Genomic DNA, 16,998 nt, shown 5'->3' with positions numbered 1-16,998 from the left:
TTATTGCGCCTTAACCAGGGTAATGAGCATATTGTCGATAACATCAGATGAGTTCAGCGACGTCGCGCCCGACGAATCTGTAACACCGGAAACGACAGAACCATCTGGCATAGTGATTTTGTACGCCTTACCAGGTATCGGTTCTTTTGTTAGCGCATTTCTGACAACAAACTTCTCATCAAATGTTGCTGGCTCAAACGACTTCATTACCCCCTGCAGACTGCCAGAACCCGCTTTTTTGATACCGGTGTTTTTGATAAGCAGCTTACCTGGCCCGCCAATCTCAACATTCCCACCCTTAATTTTGATATATCCCCCCCCGCATATCAGCGTCAGTTCATCCTGCGCCGTCACGACCAGTTTCCTGCCACTCGAAATATGCGTGTCCTGTGTCGACCACGTGGTGATATTTCCCCCCTGAGCCTGAATATCAATATCGTTATGCGAGCTAAACAATTTTGCACCTTCACGGCTGTACAGGCTGAGTTGTTTACCCGCAGCCAGCGTGAAATCTTTCTGTGCTCCGACATCCAGTTGCTTACCTGCCGTCAGCGTCAGATTGTCACTGGCTGATACCTGCAAATCTTCGCCACTCACCAGCGCCATGCCTTTCGGCGCACTGCCCAGGATGACCTCTTCATGCAACTGCTCGATTTTTTGCTTCAGGAGTTTTTGCTGGCGGCCGATATCCGCTGCCAGCGCCTGAGCCTGTTGTGCGCTGGCCGCAAGAGATTCCATCTCCACTAATGCTGCTGAAAGCCGCGTGAGCGCAGGCTCCATATCAAGAACCTGCCCCTGCGCTTTCGCCTGCCCGTCCGCACTGATAAACAGCCCTTTCTGTGCCCGGATGGCTCCCCAGCTGTCGGTTCTGAGCTCAAAACCTTCACCGCGCTTCTGCTTCTCCGCATCCACTAAATGTCCGAGATTCAGCTGACTCTTGCCGCCGTACTCAGTGGAAACCTTGATATGCTCTTTCCCGCGCTCATCGTCGAGGCGGATTTTGTTGTTCGCCGGTGTGCGCAGGACGTTACGTTTGTAGTTGCGGATGGTGACGTGATCGCCGTGGGCCGAGTCGTGAAGTACGCCAGAAATGTACGGTCTGTCCGGGTTACCGTCCTCAAAGCCAATCGCCACTTCGGTGCCCGCCAGCAGCGGCAGGTGCAGGCCGTAGGTATCACCCGCATAAGGGCGGGACTGCCGTACCCACAGGCTCTCGAATCCAGTTTCCCAGTTATCACGGTCAAACAGCATGTTGACGCGATAGCGGCCATCTTTATCGATATGGCCGTAGGTATCGTTCTCGGTGGTGCTCGTGACACGTGCCGGCAATGTGCCGGCCATCACCGGGCGTGAGCCAGGCTCAGGGCGGAAACTAAAATCAGTGCTGTCCGGGATACCGTCGAACCTGACGCCGAAGTCTTCATCACGGCGCGCATGGCTGTGCATCGCTGTGACGACCACGCCCTGAGCAAACACCTCTGCCACTTCGTACCCGCCGGTGACTTTCAGCACCTGCCCAGGAGAGAGGGTCGGGCAGCTGGTGATGGCGCGGGTCTGCGTCTGACCATTCAGGTAGCGCTCATGACGAATGCGGGCGTAGAACGCCCCCGATTCCGGCGCCGGATTGCGGTCGTATGCGCTGCCCGGCGTCAGATAATTGTCGGCATAGTGGTAGGCATCACCGTAGGTGGTGGCATCCCCGCGAGTCGCATCGACCCGGGTGTTCATGTCTTCCGTCGCCTGACGGTAGTTGTAATCACGGGTGCTGACCTGCTTCTGCACCACGTTATGATGGCTCTCCATCCCCCACACCGAGTCCACGCCTTTTGAATGCTGTCCTGATGGCGGAACCGATGGCAGCGTCAGGCCTTTCTCATACCCCTGCTGGCCGTCATAAAATTCCACCACGTCGATGTTCAGGCGCGTATCAGTGGTAAACCGGAACCAGATGCCCACCTCACCCAACAGACGGGTAATAAAGTGCAGGTCATCCTCGCCGTACTGCATCACCTGCTCACGACGCGGGTACTCTTTTGAGAGTGAGAACAGAAAATCCTGACCGCGCATGTTGTGACGCTCGCGCAGAATTTTTTCCACGATTTGTGGGACCGACATGTCCTGATAAATGACGTTCTGATGCGAACGGTCAAGCAGCGCCAGGCGTGGCTGGAGCGTCAGGGCATAGTGGGTTTCATCTTTGGAGGTACTGAGGCGCTCAAAGCCGCTGACCACGCCCTGAAGGGTGCGCACGGCCTGTTGCATTTTGATGCCGTAACCCTGGTCTACCGGGGCCTGCAGCGTCAGGGAGGCCGCTTTCATCAGCATCATTTCTTTGCTGATGGCATGGTTGCCGCTGGTGAACTCAATTCGGTAGCTGAACGGCGAGCTCAGGGCCTCATCGCCTTCAAACGCCAGCACATCGAGCTCTGCTGCACAGCCCTTCACCGCCAGCTGGTGATGGTTGTGGCTGAATCTGATCGGGGGATTACTGCTCATGCGTGCACTCCTTGTGTACGGTCAAACTCCAGCCCGATACCCTCTTCCTCACTCCAACTAAGGCATAGCGACTGTGGTTTCTGTTTCGCAGCCATGTGGGTCAGCAACTGCTGGCTCAGCACCGGCAGAATCTGCTGATTCAGCAGACTGTCGACGTTACGCGCCCCGGTATCCGGAAGCAGGCAGGCGGCGGTCAGCGCGTCATACAGGCTCTCTTCAATATTCGTGGTCAGGCCGTAGTGACGGTTGAGGCGTTTGCTCACCTGCGCCAGCTTCATTTCCACGATGGTGCGCATCGCCGCTTCCGCTAGCGGACGATAAATCACGGTCTGGAAGCGGGCCAGCAGTGCCGGCTGGAAGTGGTCGCGTAAAATCGGGCGCAACAGCTCGTGCAGATCCGCTTCGGTCGCTTCCGGCTGTTCGTCCAGCAGTTGCATGATGTGGTCGCTGCCGAGGTTCGAGGTCATCAGAATAACCGTGTTGCGGAAGTCGATTTCGCGCCCTTCGCCGTCGCGCATAAAGCCACGGTCGAAGACCTGGTAGAACAGGTTCATCACGTCGCGGTGCGCCTTTTCCACTTCATCAAGCAGCACCACGCTGTACGGACGCTTGCGCACCGCTTCGGTGAGAATGCCACCCTGGCCGTAACCGACATAGCCCGGAGGCGAACCTTTGAGCTGGGAGACGGTGTGCGGCTCCTGGTACTCCGACAGGTTGATGGTGATGAGGGATTTTTCACCGCCGTACAGCACATCTGCGAGGGTCAGCGCAGTTTCGGTTTTGCCGGTGCCACTCGGGCCGACCAGCAGGAACACGCCCTGCGGACCGTTCTCGGAGGTGAGACCGGTTTTGGCCGCGCGCAGACGCCGGGCAATGGCGTTAAGCGCCACGTCCTGGCCCACCACCCGTTTGCCGATTTCGGCTTCCAGGTTCAGCAGTCCGGTCTGCTCGTCCTTCATCAGGGAGGAGAGCGGCACCCCGGTCCAGTCGGCAATCACGTTGGCGACGGTGCGGGTGTCGACGTCAACGGACAGCAACGGGCCGTTCTGCTGCATAACACTCAGTTGCTGTTGCAGGTCGCGGGTCTCACTCTGACGCGAGATATCCTTGCGCGTTTCCAGCAGGTGTTCAGTCAGCGACAGCTCCTGGCCGTACTGCGTCTCGCGCTCATCCAGTTCGACAAACAGCCGGATTTCTTCCTGCTCAATCGCGGCCAGACGCTCGCCCTGACTGCTGCTCCCGACCGCAATATCTTCCAGCAGCGCCTGCTTCTCAATGCCCCGGGCGGTGATTTGCGCGCGCATGCGCGTTAACGTCTCCGGCACGGTATCGAGGCTCATGCGCACGCGGGCCGCGGCGGTGTCGAGCAGGTCGACCGCTTTATCCGGCAGCTGACGCCCGGTCAGATAGCGACGCGACAGCGTGACGGCAGCCCGAACGGCGGCGTCAGTGATGTGGACGCTGTGGTGCTCCGCATAGCGGGATTTCAGGCCCCTGAGCATCAGGCAGGCGGTCTCATCGTCCGGCTCGTCCACTTTTACCATCTGGAAGCGGCGCTCCAGGGCGGCATCGCGCTCGAAGTACTGCTTGTACTCGCTCCAGGTGGTGGCGGCGATGGTGCGCAGTTCGCCACGCGCCAGCGCCGGTTTTAACAGGTTGGCCGCATCCGCGCCGCCCGCCTGATTACCGGCCCCGATGATGGTGTGCGCTTCATCGATAAACAGCAAAATCGGGACCGGCGACTGCTGTACCGCATCGATGACGTTTTTCAGCCGCTGTTCAAATTCACCTTTCACGCCCGCGCCCGCCTGCAACAGGCCGAGGTCGAGGGTGCGCAGGCTGACGGTTTTCAGCGACGCCGGCACGTTACCTTCGGCTATACGCAGCGCGAGGCCTTCCACCAGGGCGGTTTTGCCGACGCCCGGCTCGCCGACCAGAATCGGGTTATTTTTACGACGACGGGAGAGGATATCGACCATCTGGCGGATTTCGGTATCACGACCAAATACCGGGTCAATCCTGCCCTCTTTTGCTTTGGCGGTGACGTCGAGGGTGAATTTATCCAGCGCGTTCTGCAGCGCCGGGGTCAGTTCCCCCTCTTTTACCTCCGCGCCGACAGGACGCCCGACGAACTCCACCTCACTGCCATGCTCCTGGGCCAGTTCAGCCTCAAACTGCAGCTCCGGGCGTTCATCAGATTGTGCATCCAGCAGCGGGCGTAGTCGGGACAGCTGACTCATCCCGAGCGTCAGCAATGGCCACAGACCGTCGCAGTGAGCAAGTCGCTGGTTCTCCGTCAGCGCCATCAGCAGATGCACGCTGCGGATGTGTTCTTCGCCAGCGAGGGAGGCCAGTAGCCAGGCCTCCTGCAGCAGGCTCTGAATGTTGTCAGAGAGCTGTGGACGGCTGCGCACCGAACGCGGTAGATTGTCGAGCCACGCCAGCAAATCCTGCCACAGTGCATCCATATCCCACTCGTAGCGGCGTGCCAGCACCGTCAGGTCACCTTCCCCCTGTTCTAGCAGCTTCAGCAGCCAGTGCTCCGGCAAAATTTCCGCATGGGCGCGGGTCTGACAGAGCGAAGCCGCCCCTTCCATCGCACGGGCACAGTAAGGGTTCAGACGTCGCAACAGGATGGCTGGATTTTCCATGAATCTCTCTCTTTGTCGGTTCCTGGACACGCTACCGCCCATCGCTGTTTTCCGTGAAGGGGACCAAAGCGCATACGGTCAGGCTGGCAGTTTGTGGTTTTCTTTGCTGAAAACCCGTTTCAGACAGGCTCTCAGCAAAAAGTGCGGACAGGAAACCCTGTCCGCATCAGGCTTACGCGGTGGCGCGTTCGTTCCAGGAATCGGAATGAATGATGTTGCCGTCTTTGTAGGTCCAGGTGATTTTTTCGTAGCGCAGTTCAATGCGCTCAAGGTGGTTGTGCTTCTCTTTAGAAGGATCCTTGATGTCATACATTTCAGGATTCACTTTCACCACTTTCACGTTTTCCAGTTTGGTGTTGAAGTACTCAACTTCCTGACCCGCGTCGTTGATTTTGTACCACTTGAATTCCGCAGACTTGAGGGTCTGACCGGTAGTCACCGCCTTGTACAGATACGGGCTGGACGAGTCGATTTCCTTGGTGAACAGGAACGGGGTGTGGATACGGGTACCGGTCAGCTTGCCGGTGTTGTTATCGGTCGGGATGTACAGGTTATGCTCCTGAGCGACAACTTCGATGCTGCCTTCACGATCCTGAACGTCCACAGAACCTTTAATGTCCGCGCCGCCGTCGTCTTTCAGCCAAAGATAAACAGGAATTGCCATGTGATTTACTCCATTACAGTTTTATCTGCGCCATCATCCGATGACGCCTGGGGATTGCCCGGTATCTGACAGGCATCGGCCTGCGGTACCAGACTGATTTCGACACGACGGTTAAGTGCGCGCCCTTCCGGGGTGTCGTTCGTTGCGATCGGGCGGCTTTCGCCATAGCCCTGCACCGCAAAACAGCTCTCCGGCACATCGCCGGTGTCACGCATCCAGTTGCGTACCGCTTCGGCACGCTGAAGTGAAAGCGTCTGGTTCAGTTTTGGATTGCCGGTGTTGTCGGTATGACCTGACACCACAATCAGCCAGCCCGGTTTAGCTTTGATGCCAACCAGGGAGGTCACCAGCATTTTGGTGGAGCCCGGCTTGAGGTCGGATTTACCGGAATCGAACAGCGACATGCTGTCGAGGCGGACAATTTTCGGTACCGGTTTGGATTTCGGCTGTGGTTCAGGCGGCGGAGGTGGAGGCACCCAGGAACGGATCGCATCCAGCACAGGCATTCGCAGACGCTCCCCCTGATACAGACCGAGCCCCATCCGCACCGGTACGCCATTGCGCGCCCAATCATTCAGCTCTGCCGCATCGTCACGCAGGACAGCAACGGCATCGGCTTTGGGTCCGAAATCATGCATCGGGATACGGTCATAGCGGACAATATCGAAGCTCACACGCTGCAGCAGCTGGCGATTGTTCCAGCCACTACTGAGCAGAGCAGCAATGGCCGCCAGCGTGAAAATCCCGAGCGCACAACGGAAGGCTCGCCCACGCGGCGTCAGGCCTCGCCCTTCGGGCAGCAGTGGCAGGATAAAATCCGGGAAGGGGGAGATAACCGTACTGTCCGTTCCTACCGGCTGCCAGCCCGCTACCTGCTGCATCGCAGTGTGACGGGAAAGCCACGCAGTCCAGGCAGATGTGGCCAGACTTCCGGCAAGGATCGGTCCCATTCCCCACAGCACCGCGACAGGCGCAATGACAGGAACGTCGGGGTTCTCATCCATAAAGACAGCTTTGACGTGCTGATGGAACCAGCTCATCAGGCTGTTCATCAACACCTGTTGCTGCATCGCAGGCGACCCACCGGTGGTAACCCATGTAGCGATTGAACTCGGCGCTGAAGATTCACGCCAGACCCTCACCCCTTCCCCCGGGATAGCCGCCTGCCAGAGCAGATCATTCGTCATCGCACTGCCAACCTGACCATTCAGAACCAGCGGCACGGAATGCCCGGTTTCTTTACGCAACTGGCTGATTTGCCAGCGCAAGGCCAGCAGACGACTGGTAAGGCGCTCGCTGTCGGCGTGTTTCTGTGGACAGACGCTGACCATCACCGACAGCTGGCGACCCCAGTCAGGTCGCAACCACAGTACCTGGCGGGCTGCCTGCTCCAGATCCTGATGACCCTCCACGCGGATCCAGCATCCCTGCGTGACAGTGAGCACCGGTGACTGCTGCATACATGCCAGCGGCAGATCGCCACAGACCAACACCACGGGCTGACGATAAGTGGCTTCCGGGAGGTCATCCAGACACAGGGTGACGTCATGCCCCGCACGACGACTGGCGACAGTCCAGAACGCCAGGATTAGCCCCAGAACGGTAAGCAGAACAAGTACAGAAACCAGTCGGGACACTGGTAGGAAACCCAGGCAGACCACTGCACTCAGCAGGGCGGCCCACAACGCAAGCCCGCGCTGTTGTTCAGGACTCATTTCACGGCTCCCGGTAGCAGGGTCAGCAGCGTCTGATCCAACCAGTGATCCAGTCCCCACCAGAGTGCGGCGACTACCATCACGCTCAGGCCGATACGCACGGGCCATGACGCCAGCCAACCACCCATTCCTCGTCCGGTACGGCTTTCTGCCAGTATCGGGTGAGCCTGCGGATAGCTGAACGGCGTGACATGTTCACTGAGCGCGTTGACGAGTTTCTGGCGCTCCGGATCATTCAGCGAGCGGAAACTGCCGAGAAACCCCAGCATCATGACCCGCTGGAAGCAGGTCACAACAGCTTGGTCGGGCGCCGGTTCACGCAGCACATCGCGCATCCGATCGCACAGCGTATCACCGGCATCCATGGTGCCAAGGAAGTGCCCCTGCAGAGGAATGTCATACCACTGCACGCAGGCATCATCCTCCACACCGCGACCTTTGACGGCTTCATCAAGCAGCGCACACTGTGCAGTGAGAATATGCTGACAGCTGGCTTCATCGAGTTCGCTCGCTTTCAGCTCACGCTGCACGCGTTCGACATCAGCAATGCAGCGCTCCCACAACGTGCGCCCTTCTCCATCCTGAAACTTCGGACCGTGACGCAGGCTGATCACCTGCAGCCAGGTGTCCTGCAGCAGGGCATCAATATCAATCGACGCAGCAGTGCTGCGTTTAGACTCACTCATGTTCTCAGTACCGCAAAGAGTTCAAGTTCAGGCTCGCCGAGCATGCCCGGAACGTAAAACATACAGGTGCCGCCCTGAAGCATTTCGCTGGCCAGAGGATGAGAGACATCGAGGCTGAAATACTGGTTTTCCAGACGCAGTGGGATGGCGGCTGGCACATGACGCAGGGGCATCAGGGGCACACCCACCCGTGATGAATTGACGATACTCCTGACATGATCCGGACTGCCGACCTTGCACTGACGCGGGAACTGTTCCTGCAGCTGTGCCACCGGCATCGGTGAACGCACGGAGAGGTAGTAATCCGCCCCTTCGCGCAGGCGTGGGTCATGCAGACGGGCCTGCCAGAAGTGAAGCCGGGCATCATGCTCAAGCTCAATCGCTACCACCCGCGACGGCAGGCTGGCTTCCAGCAGGTCGCCCAGTAGGTCAAAGAGCGGCGGGAAGACGTTATTCAGTTGCTCATGCTGCCAGACAGGAATAGCACTCACCTGGTGTTCCAGCGAGAAGGTCAGCAGACTGCCCGCGAGCCTTGCCAGCTCCGGATACAGACGCTCCGGCGGACTTTGCGGGTGTCGCTGAAACTGTCCGAGCATGGGTTCTGCGCTGTTCAGGGCATTGAGCAACCAGAACAGAGACACGTCAGCCACGGCAAAATCGGCCATGCGCTCGTTACTTTCACGACGCATGTCCATCAGGCGACTCAGACGGGCACGCAGTTGCATCATCAGCTGTTCCAGCTGGGTCACCAGCCAGCGGCTGCCCTGCAGAGCCAGCAGTGGCGGAAGAAAGGTTTCATCGAGTGCCCAGCTCCCCTGTGAATCCTGCTGTAGACGGGCGACCGGACAGGTCAGGTAATCACTGTTGTTCTGATGGGCGAAACGCAACGTCAGCTCGGGCTGCATCACCGCAATCTGGCGGGTATCGTCCCCAAAGGCGTTACGGACATCCCGCCAGCGCTGGCGATAACGCACAGGGCGCTCGGCCACCTCATCGGGTTTAAGACAGTTGCCGCCATTTGCCCGCAGTAGCGGAAGCGCCAGAACCACCGCCACTTCCTGTGATTCGCCCTCAAGCGCCAGCACCGGCGGCAGGGAGTCGGCATTATCCGTGTCGATAAGCGTGCCGTCGGGAAAACGGATGTGCAGATGACGGGCCTGCAGGCGGCCCAGTTTCAGTGCATCCGGTTCGAAAGTGGCATCAATCATCCCCCAGGGATGGGAGAGGCCCAGTCGGGCAATGCATTCCGCAGACCAGGCCGCGTATGCGGCCTGTTGCTGGAAGTGCTGGGGAGAGACCATAACGCCCCTGCCCCATAACGGTTGTTCCGTTTTCATTGGCTTCCTGCCTTAGCTTATGACTTGGCTTTCGGCATCTGGGAAACCAGTGACAGGTTGACGTCCATCCCTTCGACCTGGAAGTGCGGTACGGCGTACAGCTTCACGCGGAAGAAGCCCGGGTTGTCTTCGATGTCTTCCACCACCACTTTTGCATCACGCAGTGGGTGAGAGGCCTGCAGCTCGTCGCCCGGATCGGTCATTTCGGTCACCAGACTGCGCACCCAGGTGTTGAGCTCAAGCTCCAGCAGACGACGGTCTTTGGTGGTGCCGATGTTTTCGCGCTGGATAAGCTTCAGGTAGTGTGCAATACGCGACAGCAGGAAAATGTACGGCAGACGGGCATTGATACGGCTGTTGGCGGTCGCATCCGCGGTGTCGTAAATCGCTGGCTTTTGGGTGGAGTTGGCGGAGAAGAAGCAGCTGTAGTCGCGGTTCTTGTAGTACGACAGCGGAATGAAGCCCAGATTGGCGAATTCAAATTCGCGGGTTTCCGGGATCATCACTTCTGACGGGATCTTGACCTGATTGCCGGTGCCCAGATCGTACAGATGAATAGGCAGATCCTGCACGGCACCACCGGCCTGTGGGCCACGGATTTGCACACACCAGCCGTTGTTGATGAAGCTGCGAACCATGTTAGACGCAAAAGCAAACGAGGCGTTAGTCCACAGGTATTTGTCGTGATCCGGACCTTTCACTTCTTCCACATAGTTGAAGCTGCGCACTGGCACGGTGTCCGGACCATAAGGCAGACGACCCAGTACACGCGGCATCACCAGACCGATATAGCGGGCATCGTCCGTCTCGCGGAAGGATTTCCACTTGATGTACTCCGCACGGTCAAAGTAGTTACCAATATCTTTGATGGCCGCCACTTCCTCCATTGAATCCTTGAGGAAAAATTTCGGGCCGGCAGAGCCGATAAACGGCATATGCGCTGCGGCAGACACTTTTGAAATATTGCGCAGCAGAGCGACATCCTGCGCAGACGCATCAAACTCGTAAGCGGAAATCAGCGCGGCAATCGGTTCACCGCCCGGGGTGTCATACTCATCAATGTATGTATGTTTATACAGTCCACTCTGGATGATTTCCGGGCTGTCTTCGAAGTCCTGACGCAGGTCTTCTTTGGACATATCCAGCAGTTCAACCTTCACGTTCTGACGGAAATCAGTTTTGTCGACCAGGGATTTCACGCCGCGCCACAGGCTCTCCACAGCCTGGAATTCTTCGCTATGCATTACCGCATCCAGCTGACGGCTAATCTGGTAGTCCAGCTCTGCGATATGGTGGTCAATGAGGTTTTTATCGAGTTTTTCAACTTTTGAGCCCGCTTTCGTCAGGCATTCGAGAAATACCTGCATCCCCGCCGTTAGCCGCTCATCCGCAGTCGCATCCGACATCGCCTGCGCGTCCTGCCAGATATCCAGCGCACTCAGCTCAGAGACCGGGTTCAGGTTGATTTTTTCAAACAGGGACGCATAAACCCCGCCCGCAACAGGACGTTCCAGCACCACGCTTTCGCCACCAGTCGCATTCTCATTTTTTACAGACATCAGCATCTTCCTTTTTAATCCGTTAAATCATCGTGACCGTTATGGCTGTTTAGGTGCCAGAGCAGACAGCTCTGAGCGGAGTTCTGCGCTTAACGCCGGGTCGAGCAGAATTTTTTCCAGCTCCTTTCGGAAAGCCTGATTGTCCAGCAGGTTCGCTTTTAAATCGCGAAGCAGGTTACGCATGGAAAGCATTGCCTTCAGCTGAGGGATCTGTCGGGAAACCTGCTCCGGGGTGAAATCTTTCATGCTCTGGAATATCAGACTGATATTGTCTTCGCTACCATCACTGGCGAGCGTGTTTTTAACGGTCAGATTGACTTTTGGGGAATATTCGGAAAGAACTGAGTCGAAATTATTCTTGTTCAAGTTAACTTTTTTGCGCTCAGACAGTGGTGCAGATTCCTGACCATTACTGAAGTCGCCCGCCACCAGTAATTTCAGAGGGAGCTCAGTTTTCTTGCTGGCTCCCCCTGTATGCAGGTCAAGCTTTAGATTAATACGTGCCTTTGGCACTTCATTCTGGAAACTATCAGCCATCTCATCATCCCTCGGTTTATCACTGCGTGCATCTTTCAAACGAAAGTTCTCTACATGTGATAATAGAACAATGATCGACAATAGATCAAATTTACCGATCTTTAATCTATTTTAAGTAAATTCTTAGGAATTTTCCTCTAAATGTTAATAGTGAATAGTGCTGAGATGTCAGTAAAATGGACTATTACCAGCACACAAAACAAACATTTATGTCGCAGCAGTTAAAATGAACGGATAATTATTGATAAATGGATCTTGAATTGATCTACATCAATATAAGAAAGTTAAAAACACCAATGCGCTTTCAAGGAAATGGTTTTAGATCAGAAAGAAATAAAAGGGGGCAGTAAGTCATAGCCTTGCTTCATGTGGGAAACACCGCAATAGCCATAAGGAAAGCATCAGAAACATAATCGGTTTTATGTCCCGAAAGAGAGCGTTTCATTTAATGTCAGGGCTGTATGGCGCCTGGGAGGGCATGGGCCTGGAAAACCGCCATACACGATGACAAATCGCCAGTCACAAGAAATTCAATCGGTGCAATCAGCTTGCCCTCATCCGGAAGCCTCTCAGCGTTGCCATGGTCACGATACTTCTTGCGCCAGCAAAACCATGGTTGATGTTATGCAACGCCAGAACCTGACCGCGTAATACAGCCCGTCTGCCGTCTGTTTTTTCACTGCTGCGATGAACCCCGAACACGTGGCAGAGTGAGCATATCACCTCTGTTCAGGTGGCCAAATTCAGTGTTCCACTACAAAATCCAGAGAATGCGCATACCATTTTCTGGATTTTTTTATGTCCGCACTCGCACTTTACCCGTTCAAAAGCCAGTATCTAGCCCTTTCTCTCATTCTGAGCGCTAACGCTGCAACTATTTTCCGGTTCCTCAAATTCACGACAAATTAATGTGATACTTTCCATGGGAATTGGCTCTTCTGTTAGACCACACCAGGGATGCCCATTTATCGACTGATGAAACCGGCAAAAACGGCACTCACCAAACATTCTGGCCCCCTGATTTTTCTGCATACTCCGCAGATGGGCCAGAAAAACTGTTTTCAGCTGTTCCTCAGAAAAAGCTAATGAATCCCAAGGCTCCTGCAGTGTCTCCTGCATGATGGTATGCATCACTTCACTCGCTTTGGATGTCAGAACCAGATGGACAACCCGTTTATCCTTACCGTCATTTTCTCTTCTAATCCAACCTTCACGCTCTAGTTTATTCAGGGACTGCGATACCGTGCCTTTAGTCAGCCCGAGGTATTCCGTTGTTGCAGCGGGCGTATTGGAATAACCATTGCATCGCGTTAAATAGAAAAGAATCTGAACCCATGTTGTGGGGAGTCCTTTCAGTTGCGGATGGCGATAAAAGCTGCCCATTTGCAGGCTCACCAGGCGTTCAAGAATATCAAAGAGTGTCACAGTAACCTGCCTCTGCTTGCCGGGATACGTGCTGGATAAACAAACGTCCAGACTTTCTAACGATAGGGTTGTACTGTCATCAATAGTATCGATTCAAAACCATATTGACAATATTTTCAGTGTGTGTAATATCAAATGGTATCGATTCGATACCATTTGATATTGCACAAGGAAAGTCATCATGAGTAAAACAGCCGTTTTCTTTCATGCAGGTTGCCCGGTATGCGTAGATGCAGAACACCAAATCGCACTGGCACTGGATCCCGCTCAATACACGGTAGAAATCGTTCATCTCGGAAATGATAAAACCCGACTGAATGAGGCCATCGAAGCTGGTGTGCAATCTGTTCCAGCCCTGGTACTGGATGGCGGTATCCCGCTTCACATCAACTTTGGTGCGTTTATTAAAGATCTGCTTTAAGGATAAAAATGAAACGTATTGCGATTGTATTAGCAATGGCTGTCGCCACCTCTGCCGGTGCACATGGCAATGAGCCTCATCAGGGCGGTATTAAAACCAGCACCGACAAGGCTGTATTGGCTGAGTTTGATATTGTGCACACTAAAGTCACTACCGAAGGGAATGTTGCCACCTTCCATATGGCAGTTTCCGGCAAGGCAGGTAAAAGTAAGCCTGCAGTAACAGGTAAGCTGGCGGGAACGGAAATTTTCTCTTATGTCTGGCCGACAACGATCGATCCGTATGAAGTGGGATTTGAACATAAGGCCGGTATCCTGGCGCTGGCGGTAACATCCCATCCTGATCTGGATGATACGCCGCTGTATGATGAAAATGGCGATGGTAACCGCAACAATGATGGCGATCTGTGGCATACCCACTGGGTGGTGCTGAAGCCTAACGAGGTCTGCGGGCCTGGCGCACTGGCCGTAGTTGATATTCCTGAGGGACAAAAACCTAGGCTGCCAAAAACCTGGCCTGGCTTGCCGGTATTGTTGGACAGTCCGGGCTGGAATCCTACGCTGACAGGTGAAACTGTAGAAGTGAAAGTTCCGTTCGATAATATTGGCGTGGTCACTGCCAGCCAGTTTGATGGTGTAACTGCCGGGCTACGAGTTAATGCCTCCGTTCATGCGCCGCTACTTTGCGTCGAGGATGTATTTAAAGTGGCCTCTGGCAAGCTGACGCTGCCGGGGAAAGTAAACCAGTAACGGAAATTAACCCGCACCACAGTGCGGGTTCTGGAGTTAACATGAATATCATTCGTCATCCGCGAGCACCAGCATTGACAATTGAACGCTGGTTTAATACGTCACAGCCGATAACCTTGGAATCATTACGCGGCAAGGTCGTGGTAATGGAATCATTTCAGATGCTGTGTCCCGGCTGTGTTTCCCATGGACTGCCGCAGGTTTCACGTGTGTACGCCACTTTTCCACAGGATAAGGTGGCCGTTATTGGCCTACATACGGTTTTTGAACATCATGAAGTAATGACCGCACAGGCACTGGAAACCTTTCTATCAGAATACCGCATCCCTTTCCCCGTCGGGGTGGATATGCCGTCTCCTGACAATGATGTCCCCCAGACCATGCTGTCCTACGCTATGCGCGGTACACCTACGTTGACGTTAATTGATCAGCAGGGATACCTACGCCAGCAATATTTTGGTCAGGTAGACGACCTCGCGCTGGGAGCAGAAATCGGGGCGTTATTAAATGAGTCGTTGTCTGTTTCCGAGGACGCGTCTATGGCATCAGGGTGCAGTGATGGGCAGTGTGCCACTACATAATGAGATACTGGATATGGCGGAGAGTTTTTTCCTGCCCGTGGGAAGGGTGAGACATTATCCCCGGGCAGTAAAAAAGAAACCGCAACGCTATGCATTACGGTTGCCATCAAAAGCTAAACTGACAAGCATTAGGAGATATACTCCGGCTTTTCGCATTTCAATCAAGAACTCGCAAAAAGATTACTCTTCCTTCACCACAATCAGCGGCTCGATATCGCTCTCTTTTTTAATCACCAGCGACTCATCGCCGCGCAGGCAGGTCCCCCCATAGTTACCACCTACGGTGAAGGTACAAACCTGAATATATTTACCGGCAATTTTTGGCAGACACCAAAGCTGCTGATAAATGTTCTTCTGCTCGGCAAACTTTCCGCTGGTTTTATCCAGTAACACTTCCTGATGGCTCACCAGATCGATGTTGCTGCCACAACGTCCTGCAATAGGTTTCACTGCATAACCGGTTTGCGCCAGCTCTTCATTAACAGTGAAATCAGTATCAAGCAGATAGCGGTGGTGTGGGAAAAGTTGCCACAGGATCGGCAGAATCGCTTTATTACCAGGGATCACCATCCACAGAGGTTCAAAGACCAGCACTTCCGGGCGCAGCAACACGTCGATTAAACGCACTTCCTGATTCGTATGCCCGGTACGAATTGGTACCGCGGCGTACTCCGCTTCACTGACCTCTCGCACCTGCTCAATCGCGGTTTCCCACGCCCAGGTTTTCCAGACGCAGTTCACCAGACGATCGTCCCCGTCAATCAGCTGACCAGCGTCATCCCAACGTAGCTCATCGAGGCCACGCAGAATTTTACTGTCAAACCCCGCCTGACGTAGCGCCTGCTGCATAAACTGAGCGTGGTAGTTTTCCTCTATATCTTTATCCTGCATGATGTGGACAAAAGGACGCGCGCGGCTGTGCTTCCAGGCCCCCGCCAGTTCGTTGATCAATCCTTCAGCTGGGTTGTGTCCCTGTCCTGTATAGCCCTGCTCGGCCCATCTTTCGAGGATCAAACCAGCTTCGGTATGGCACGATGCGGAATCGGCGTTGTACTCATACACCTTCAGTCCGCGTTCATCCATACAGAAATCCATACGTCCCGTAATCATATGATGCCGACGACGCTGCCAGGAAAGGCGCAGACGCGGCCAGAGGATTTTCGGGATATCGAACAGCGCCAGCAGGTTGTCATCTTTCAGCACTTTGTCGGTCGCGTGCAGATACATCAGGTGCAGCTCGTTGGTGGCTTTGATCAGTTCCTGCTCTGCACTCTCGGTAATGGTGAAGTACTGATGCGGATCCTGATTAATAACGTGGCCGTTCGCCAGCACGTAGGCTTTCTGCAGCGGATCCTGTTCATCAAGCCATTTACCGTCAAACTGCCCGTTATCTTCCAGTCGCGCGCCGCCAATTCTCAACGAGTCGTTGGCGATCTCCGGCTGCGGCAGGCTGTCACGGGTATCATCGGTCTGGATCATCCAGCCAAGGATGGTGGTGTCGTCAAAGGTATCACGCAGGGTGTAACAACCGTTTTCAACCACCATCTCCAGTTCGCGGGTCCACTGCTGCCCGGGAGGCAACGGCGTATGGAGCACGTTCTGTTCGGCAATACGGATTTTGTTTTCCAGCAACTGGGTGACGACCGCCACATGACCGGTATCGTTAAACTCACCGCCTTTTTGCCAGATAAGCAGAGCACCGGCTACCGGCGCGCGGGGTGAACCATTCGGAAATGCCTGTAACGGCAGGATATTGTCATTCACCACTTCGCGTAGAAAGCGTAAGGAAAAGATCTCCCAGGCCATGCCTACATCGGTGAAGACCACGCCATAATTAAGGAAGAGAAAGCGGCGTACGAACTCTACGCACTGCCATTTGTGGCCCATGTATTCGTCGTCGATATAGCTGCGAAATGCCGCATCATCGTCGTAGTCCCGTGGATCGAGGGAGCTGTAATCTGAAGAGTAGATTGCTACGCCGCCTGGGGCGTAGCCCAATAATGTCCCGAATGGGGCATCCTGACTGGTCGTTCCTTTGCTCATGCACCTTACCTCAAAACAATACAGCCTGAGCAGGTTGGCGTGAATTTTTCGCTCTGATTGCCTGCTCTGCGACACTAACCGGACAGAGGTCAACATCATCATACACCTCAACGCAGCGGCTGGCGCTCAGAGGC

General features: G+C 55.0%; 13 protein-coding genes and 1 pseudogene. 3 read left to right on the top strand and 11 right to left on the bottom strand.

The window, feature by feature from the left end; all coding sequences use genetic code 11:
• The 10 genes and pseudogenes from vgrG to HVZ39_RS03730 all read right to left on the bottom strand — a co-directional run bounded on the left by vgrG (position 1) and on the right by HVZ39_RS03730 (position 13,070).
• Positions 1-2,496 (bottom strand): type VI secretion system Vgr family protein, encoded by a 2,496-nt coding sequence (vgrG, locus tag HVZ39_RS03775; protein WP_181598874.1) that lies wholly within the window; start codon positions 2,494-2,496, stop codon positions 1-3.
• A complete protein-coding gene (gene tssH, locus HVZ39_RS03770; protein WP_181633248.1) occupies positions 2,493-5,147 on the bottom strand; it encodes a type VI secretion system ATPase TssH in 2,655 nt (884 codons plus the stop codon). The genes vgrG and tssH overlap by 4 nt, the downstream gene beginning before the upstream one ends.
• Positions 5,148-5,319: 172 nt before the next feature.
• Complete coding sequence (gene hcp, locus HVZ39_RS03765; protein WP_024558534.1) at positions 5,320-5,811, bottom strand: type VI secretion system effector Hcp; 492 nt, start codon at positions 5,809-5,811, stop codon at positions 5,320-5,322.
• A 5-nt stretch (positions 5,812-5,816) separates the two neighbouring features.
• Positions 5,817-7,526 carry an OmpA family protein gene (locus HVZ39_RS03760; protein ID WP_181633247.1) on the bottom strand — a complete coding sequence of 570 codons (1,710 nt, stop codon included), beginning with the start codon at positions 7,524-7,526 and terminating at the stop codon, positions 5,817-5,819.
• Positions 7,523-8,212 carry a type VI secretion system protein TssL, short form gene (gene tssL / locus HVZ39_RS03755; protein WP_181633246.1) on the bottom strand — a complete coding sequence of 230 codons (690 nt, stop codon included), beginning with the start codon at positions 8,210-8,212 and terminating at the stop codon, positions 7,523-7,525. The genes HVZ39_RS03760 and tssL overlap by 4 nt, the downstream gene beginning before the upstream one ends.
• The gene (gene tssK / locus HVZ39_RS03750; RefSeq protein ID WP_181633245.1) at positions 8,209-9,549 is read right to left on the bottom strand and encodes a type VI secretion system baseplate subunit TssK; all 1,341 of its coding nucleotides are present in this window, start codon (positions 9,547-9,549) and stop codon (positions 8,209-8,211) included. The genes tssL and tssK overlap by 4 nt, the downstream gene beginning before the upstream one ends.
• Before the next feature lie 17 nt (positions 9,550-9,566).
• Positions 9,567-11,114, bottom strand: coding sequence for a type VI secretion system contractile sheath large subunit (tssC, locus tag HVZ39_RS03745; protein ID WP_047358630.1), 1,548 nt, complete (start codon positions 11,112-11,114; stop codon positions 9,567-9,569).
• A gap of 33 nt (positions 11,115-11,147) precedes the next feature.
• Positions 11,148-11,645: a type VI secretion system contractile sheath small subunit gene (gene tssB, locus HVZ39_RS03740; protein ID WP_016154481.1), complete on the bottom strand. Its 498-nt coding sequence runs from the start codon at positions 11,643-11,645 to the stop codon at positions 11,148-11,150.
• A gap of 555 nt (positions 11,646-12,200) precedes the next feature.
• Positions 12,201-12,365, bottom strand: a pseudogene (locus tag HVZ39_RS03735) (IS3 family transposase); the annotation flags it as partial.
• 117 nt (positions 12,366-12,482) lie between these two features.
• Complete coding sequence (locus HVZ39_RS03730) at positions 12,483-13,070, bottom strand: MarR family winged helix-turn-helix transcriptional regulator (protein ID WP_094761915.1); 588 nt, start codon at positions 13,068-13,070, stop codon at positions 12,483-12,485.
• A 181-nt stretch (positions 13,071-13,251) separates the two neighbouring features.
• Between HVZ39_RS03730 and HVZ39_RS03725 the strand changes: the two genes are divergently transcribed.
• Genes HVZ39_RS03725 through HVZ39_RS03715 form a run of 3 tightly spaced genes read left to right on the top strand, consistent with a single transcriptional unit; the run spans position 13,252 to position 14,821 of the window.
• Complete coding sequence (locus HVZ39_RS03725; RefSeq protein WP_016154483.1) at positions 13,252-13,491, top strand: hypothetical protein; 240 nt, start codon at positions 13,252-13,254, stop codon at positions 13,489-13,491.
• Positions 13,492-13,499: 8 nt separating this feature from the next.
• The gene (locus HVZ39_RS03720) at positions 13,500-14,240 is read left to right on the top strand and encodes a hypothetical protein (RefSeq protein WP_046276181.1); all 741 of its coding nucleotides are present in this window, start codon (positions 13,500-13,502) and stop codon (positions 14,238-14,240) included.
• 41 nt (positions 14,241-14,281) lie between these two features.
• Positions 14,282-14,821: a redoxin domain-containing protein gene (locus tag HVZ39_RS03715; RefSeq protein ID WP_151222302.1), complete on the top strand. Its 540-nt coding sequence runs from the start codon at positions 14,282-14,284 to the stop codon at positions 14,819-14,821.
• Between the two features lie 180 nt (positions 14,822-15,001).
• On the opposite strand, the gene gss is transcribed toward HVZ39_RS03715, so the two are convergent.
• Complete coding sequence (gene gss / locus HVZ39_RS03710; protein WP_181633244.1) at positions 15,002-16,864, bottom strand: bifunctional glutathionylspermidine amidase/synthase; 1,863 nt, start codon at positions 16,862-16,864, stop codon at positions 15,002-15,004.
• Positions 16,865-16,998 lie beyond the last annotated feature (134 nt).

Origin of the sequence: Citrobacter sp. RHB35-C21 (genome assembly GCF_013816515.1) — a bacterium.
Lineage (GTDB): Bacteria > Pseudomonadota > Gammaproteobacteria > Enterobacterales > Enterobacteriaceae > Citrobacter > Citrobacter braakii.
The sequence above is the reverse complement of the archived record's forward strand: the minus strand, read 5'-3'. Positions and strand labels throughout refer to the sequence as shown.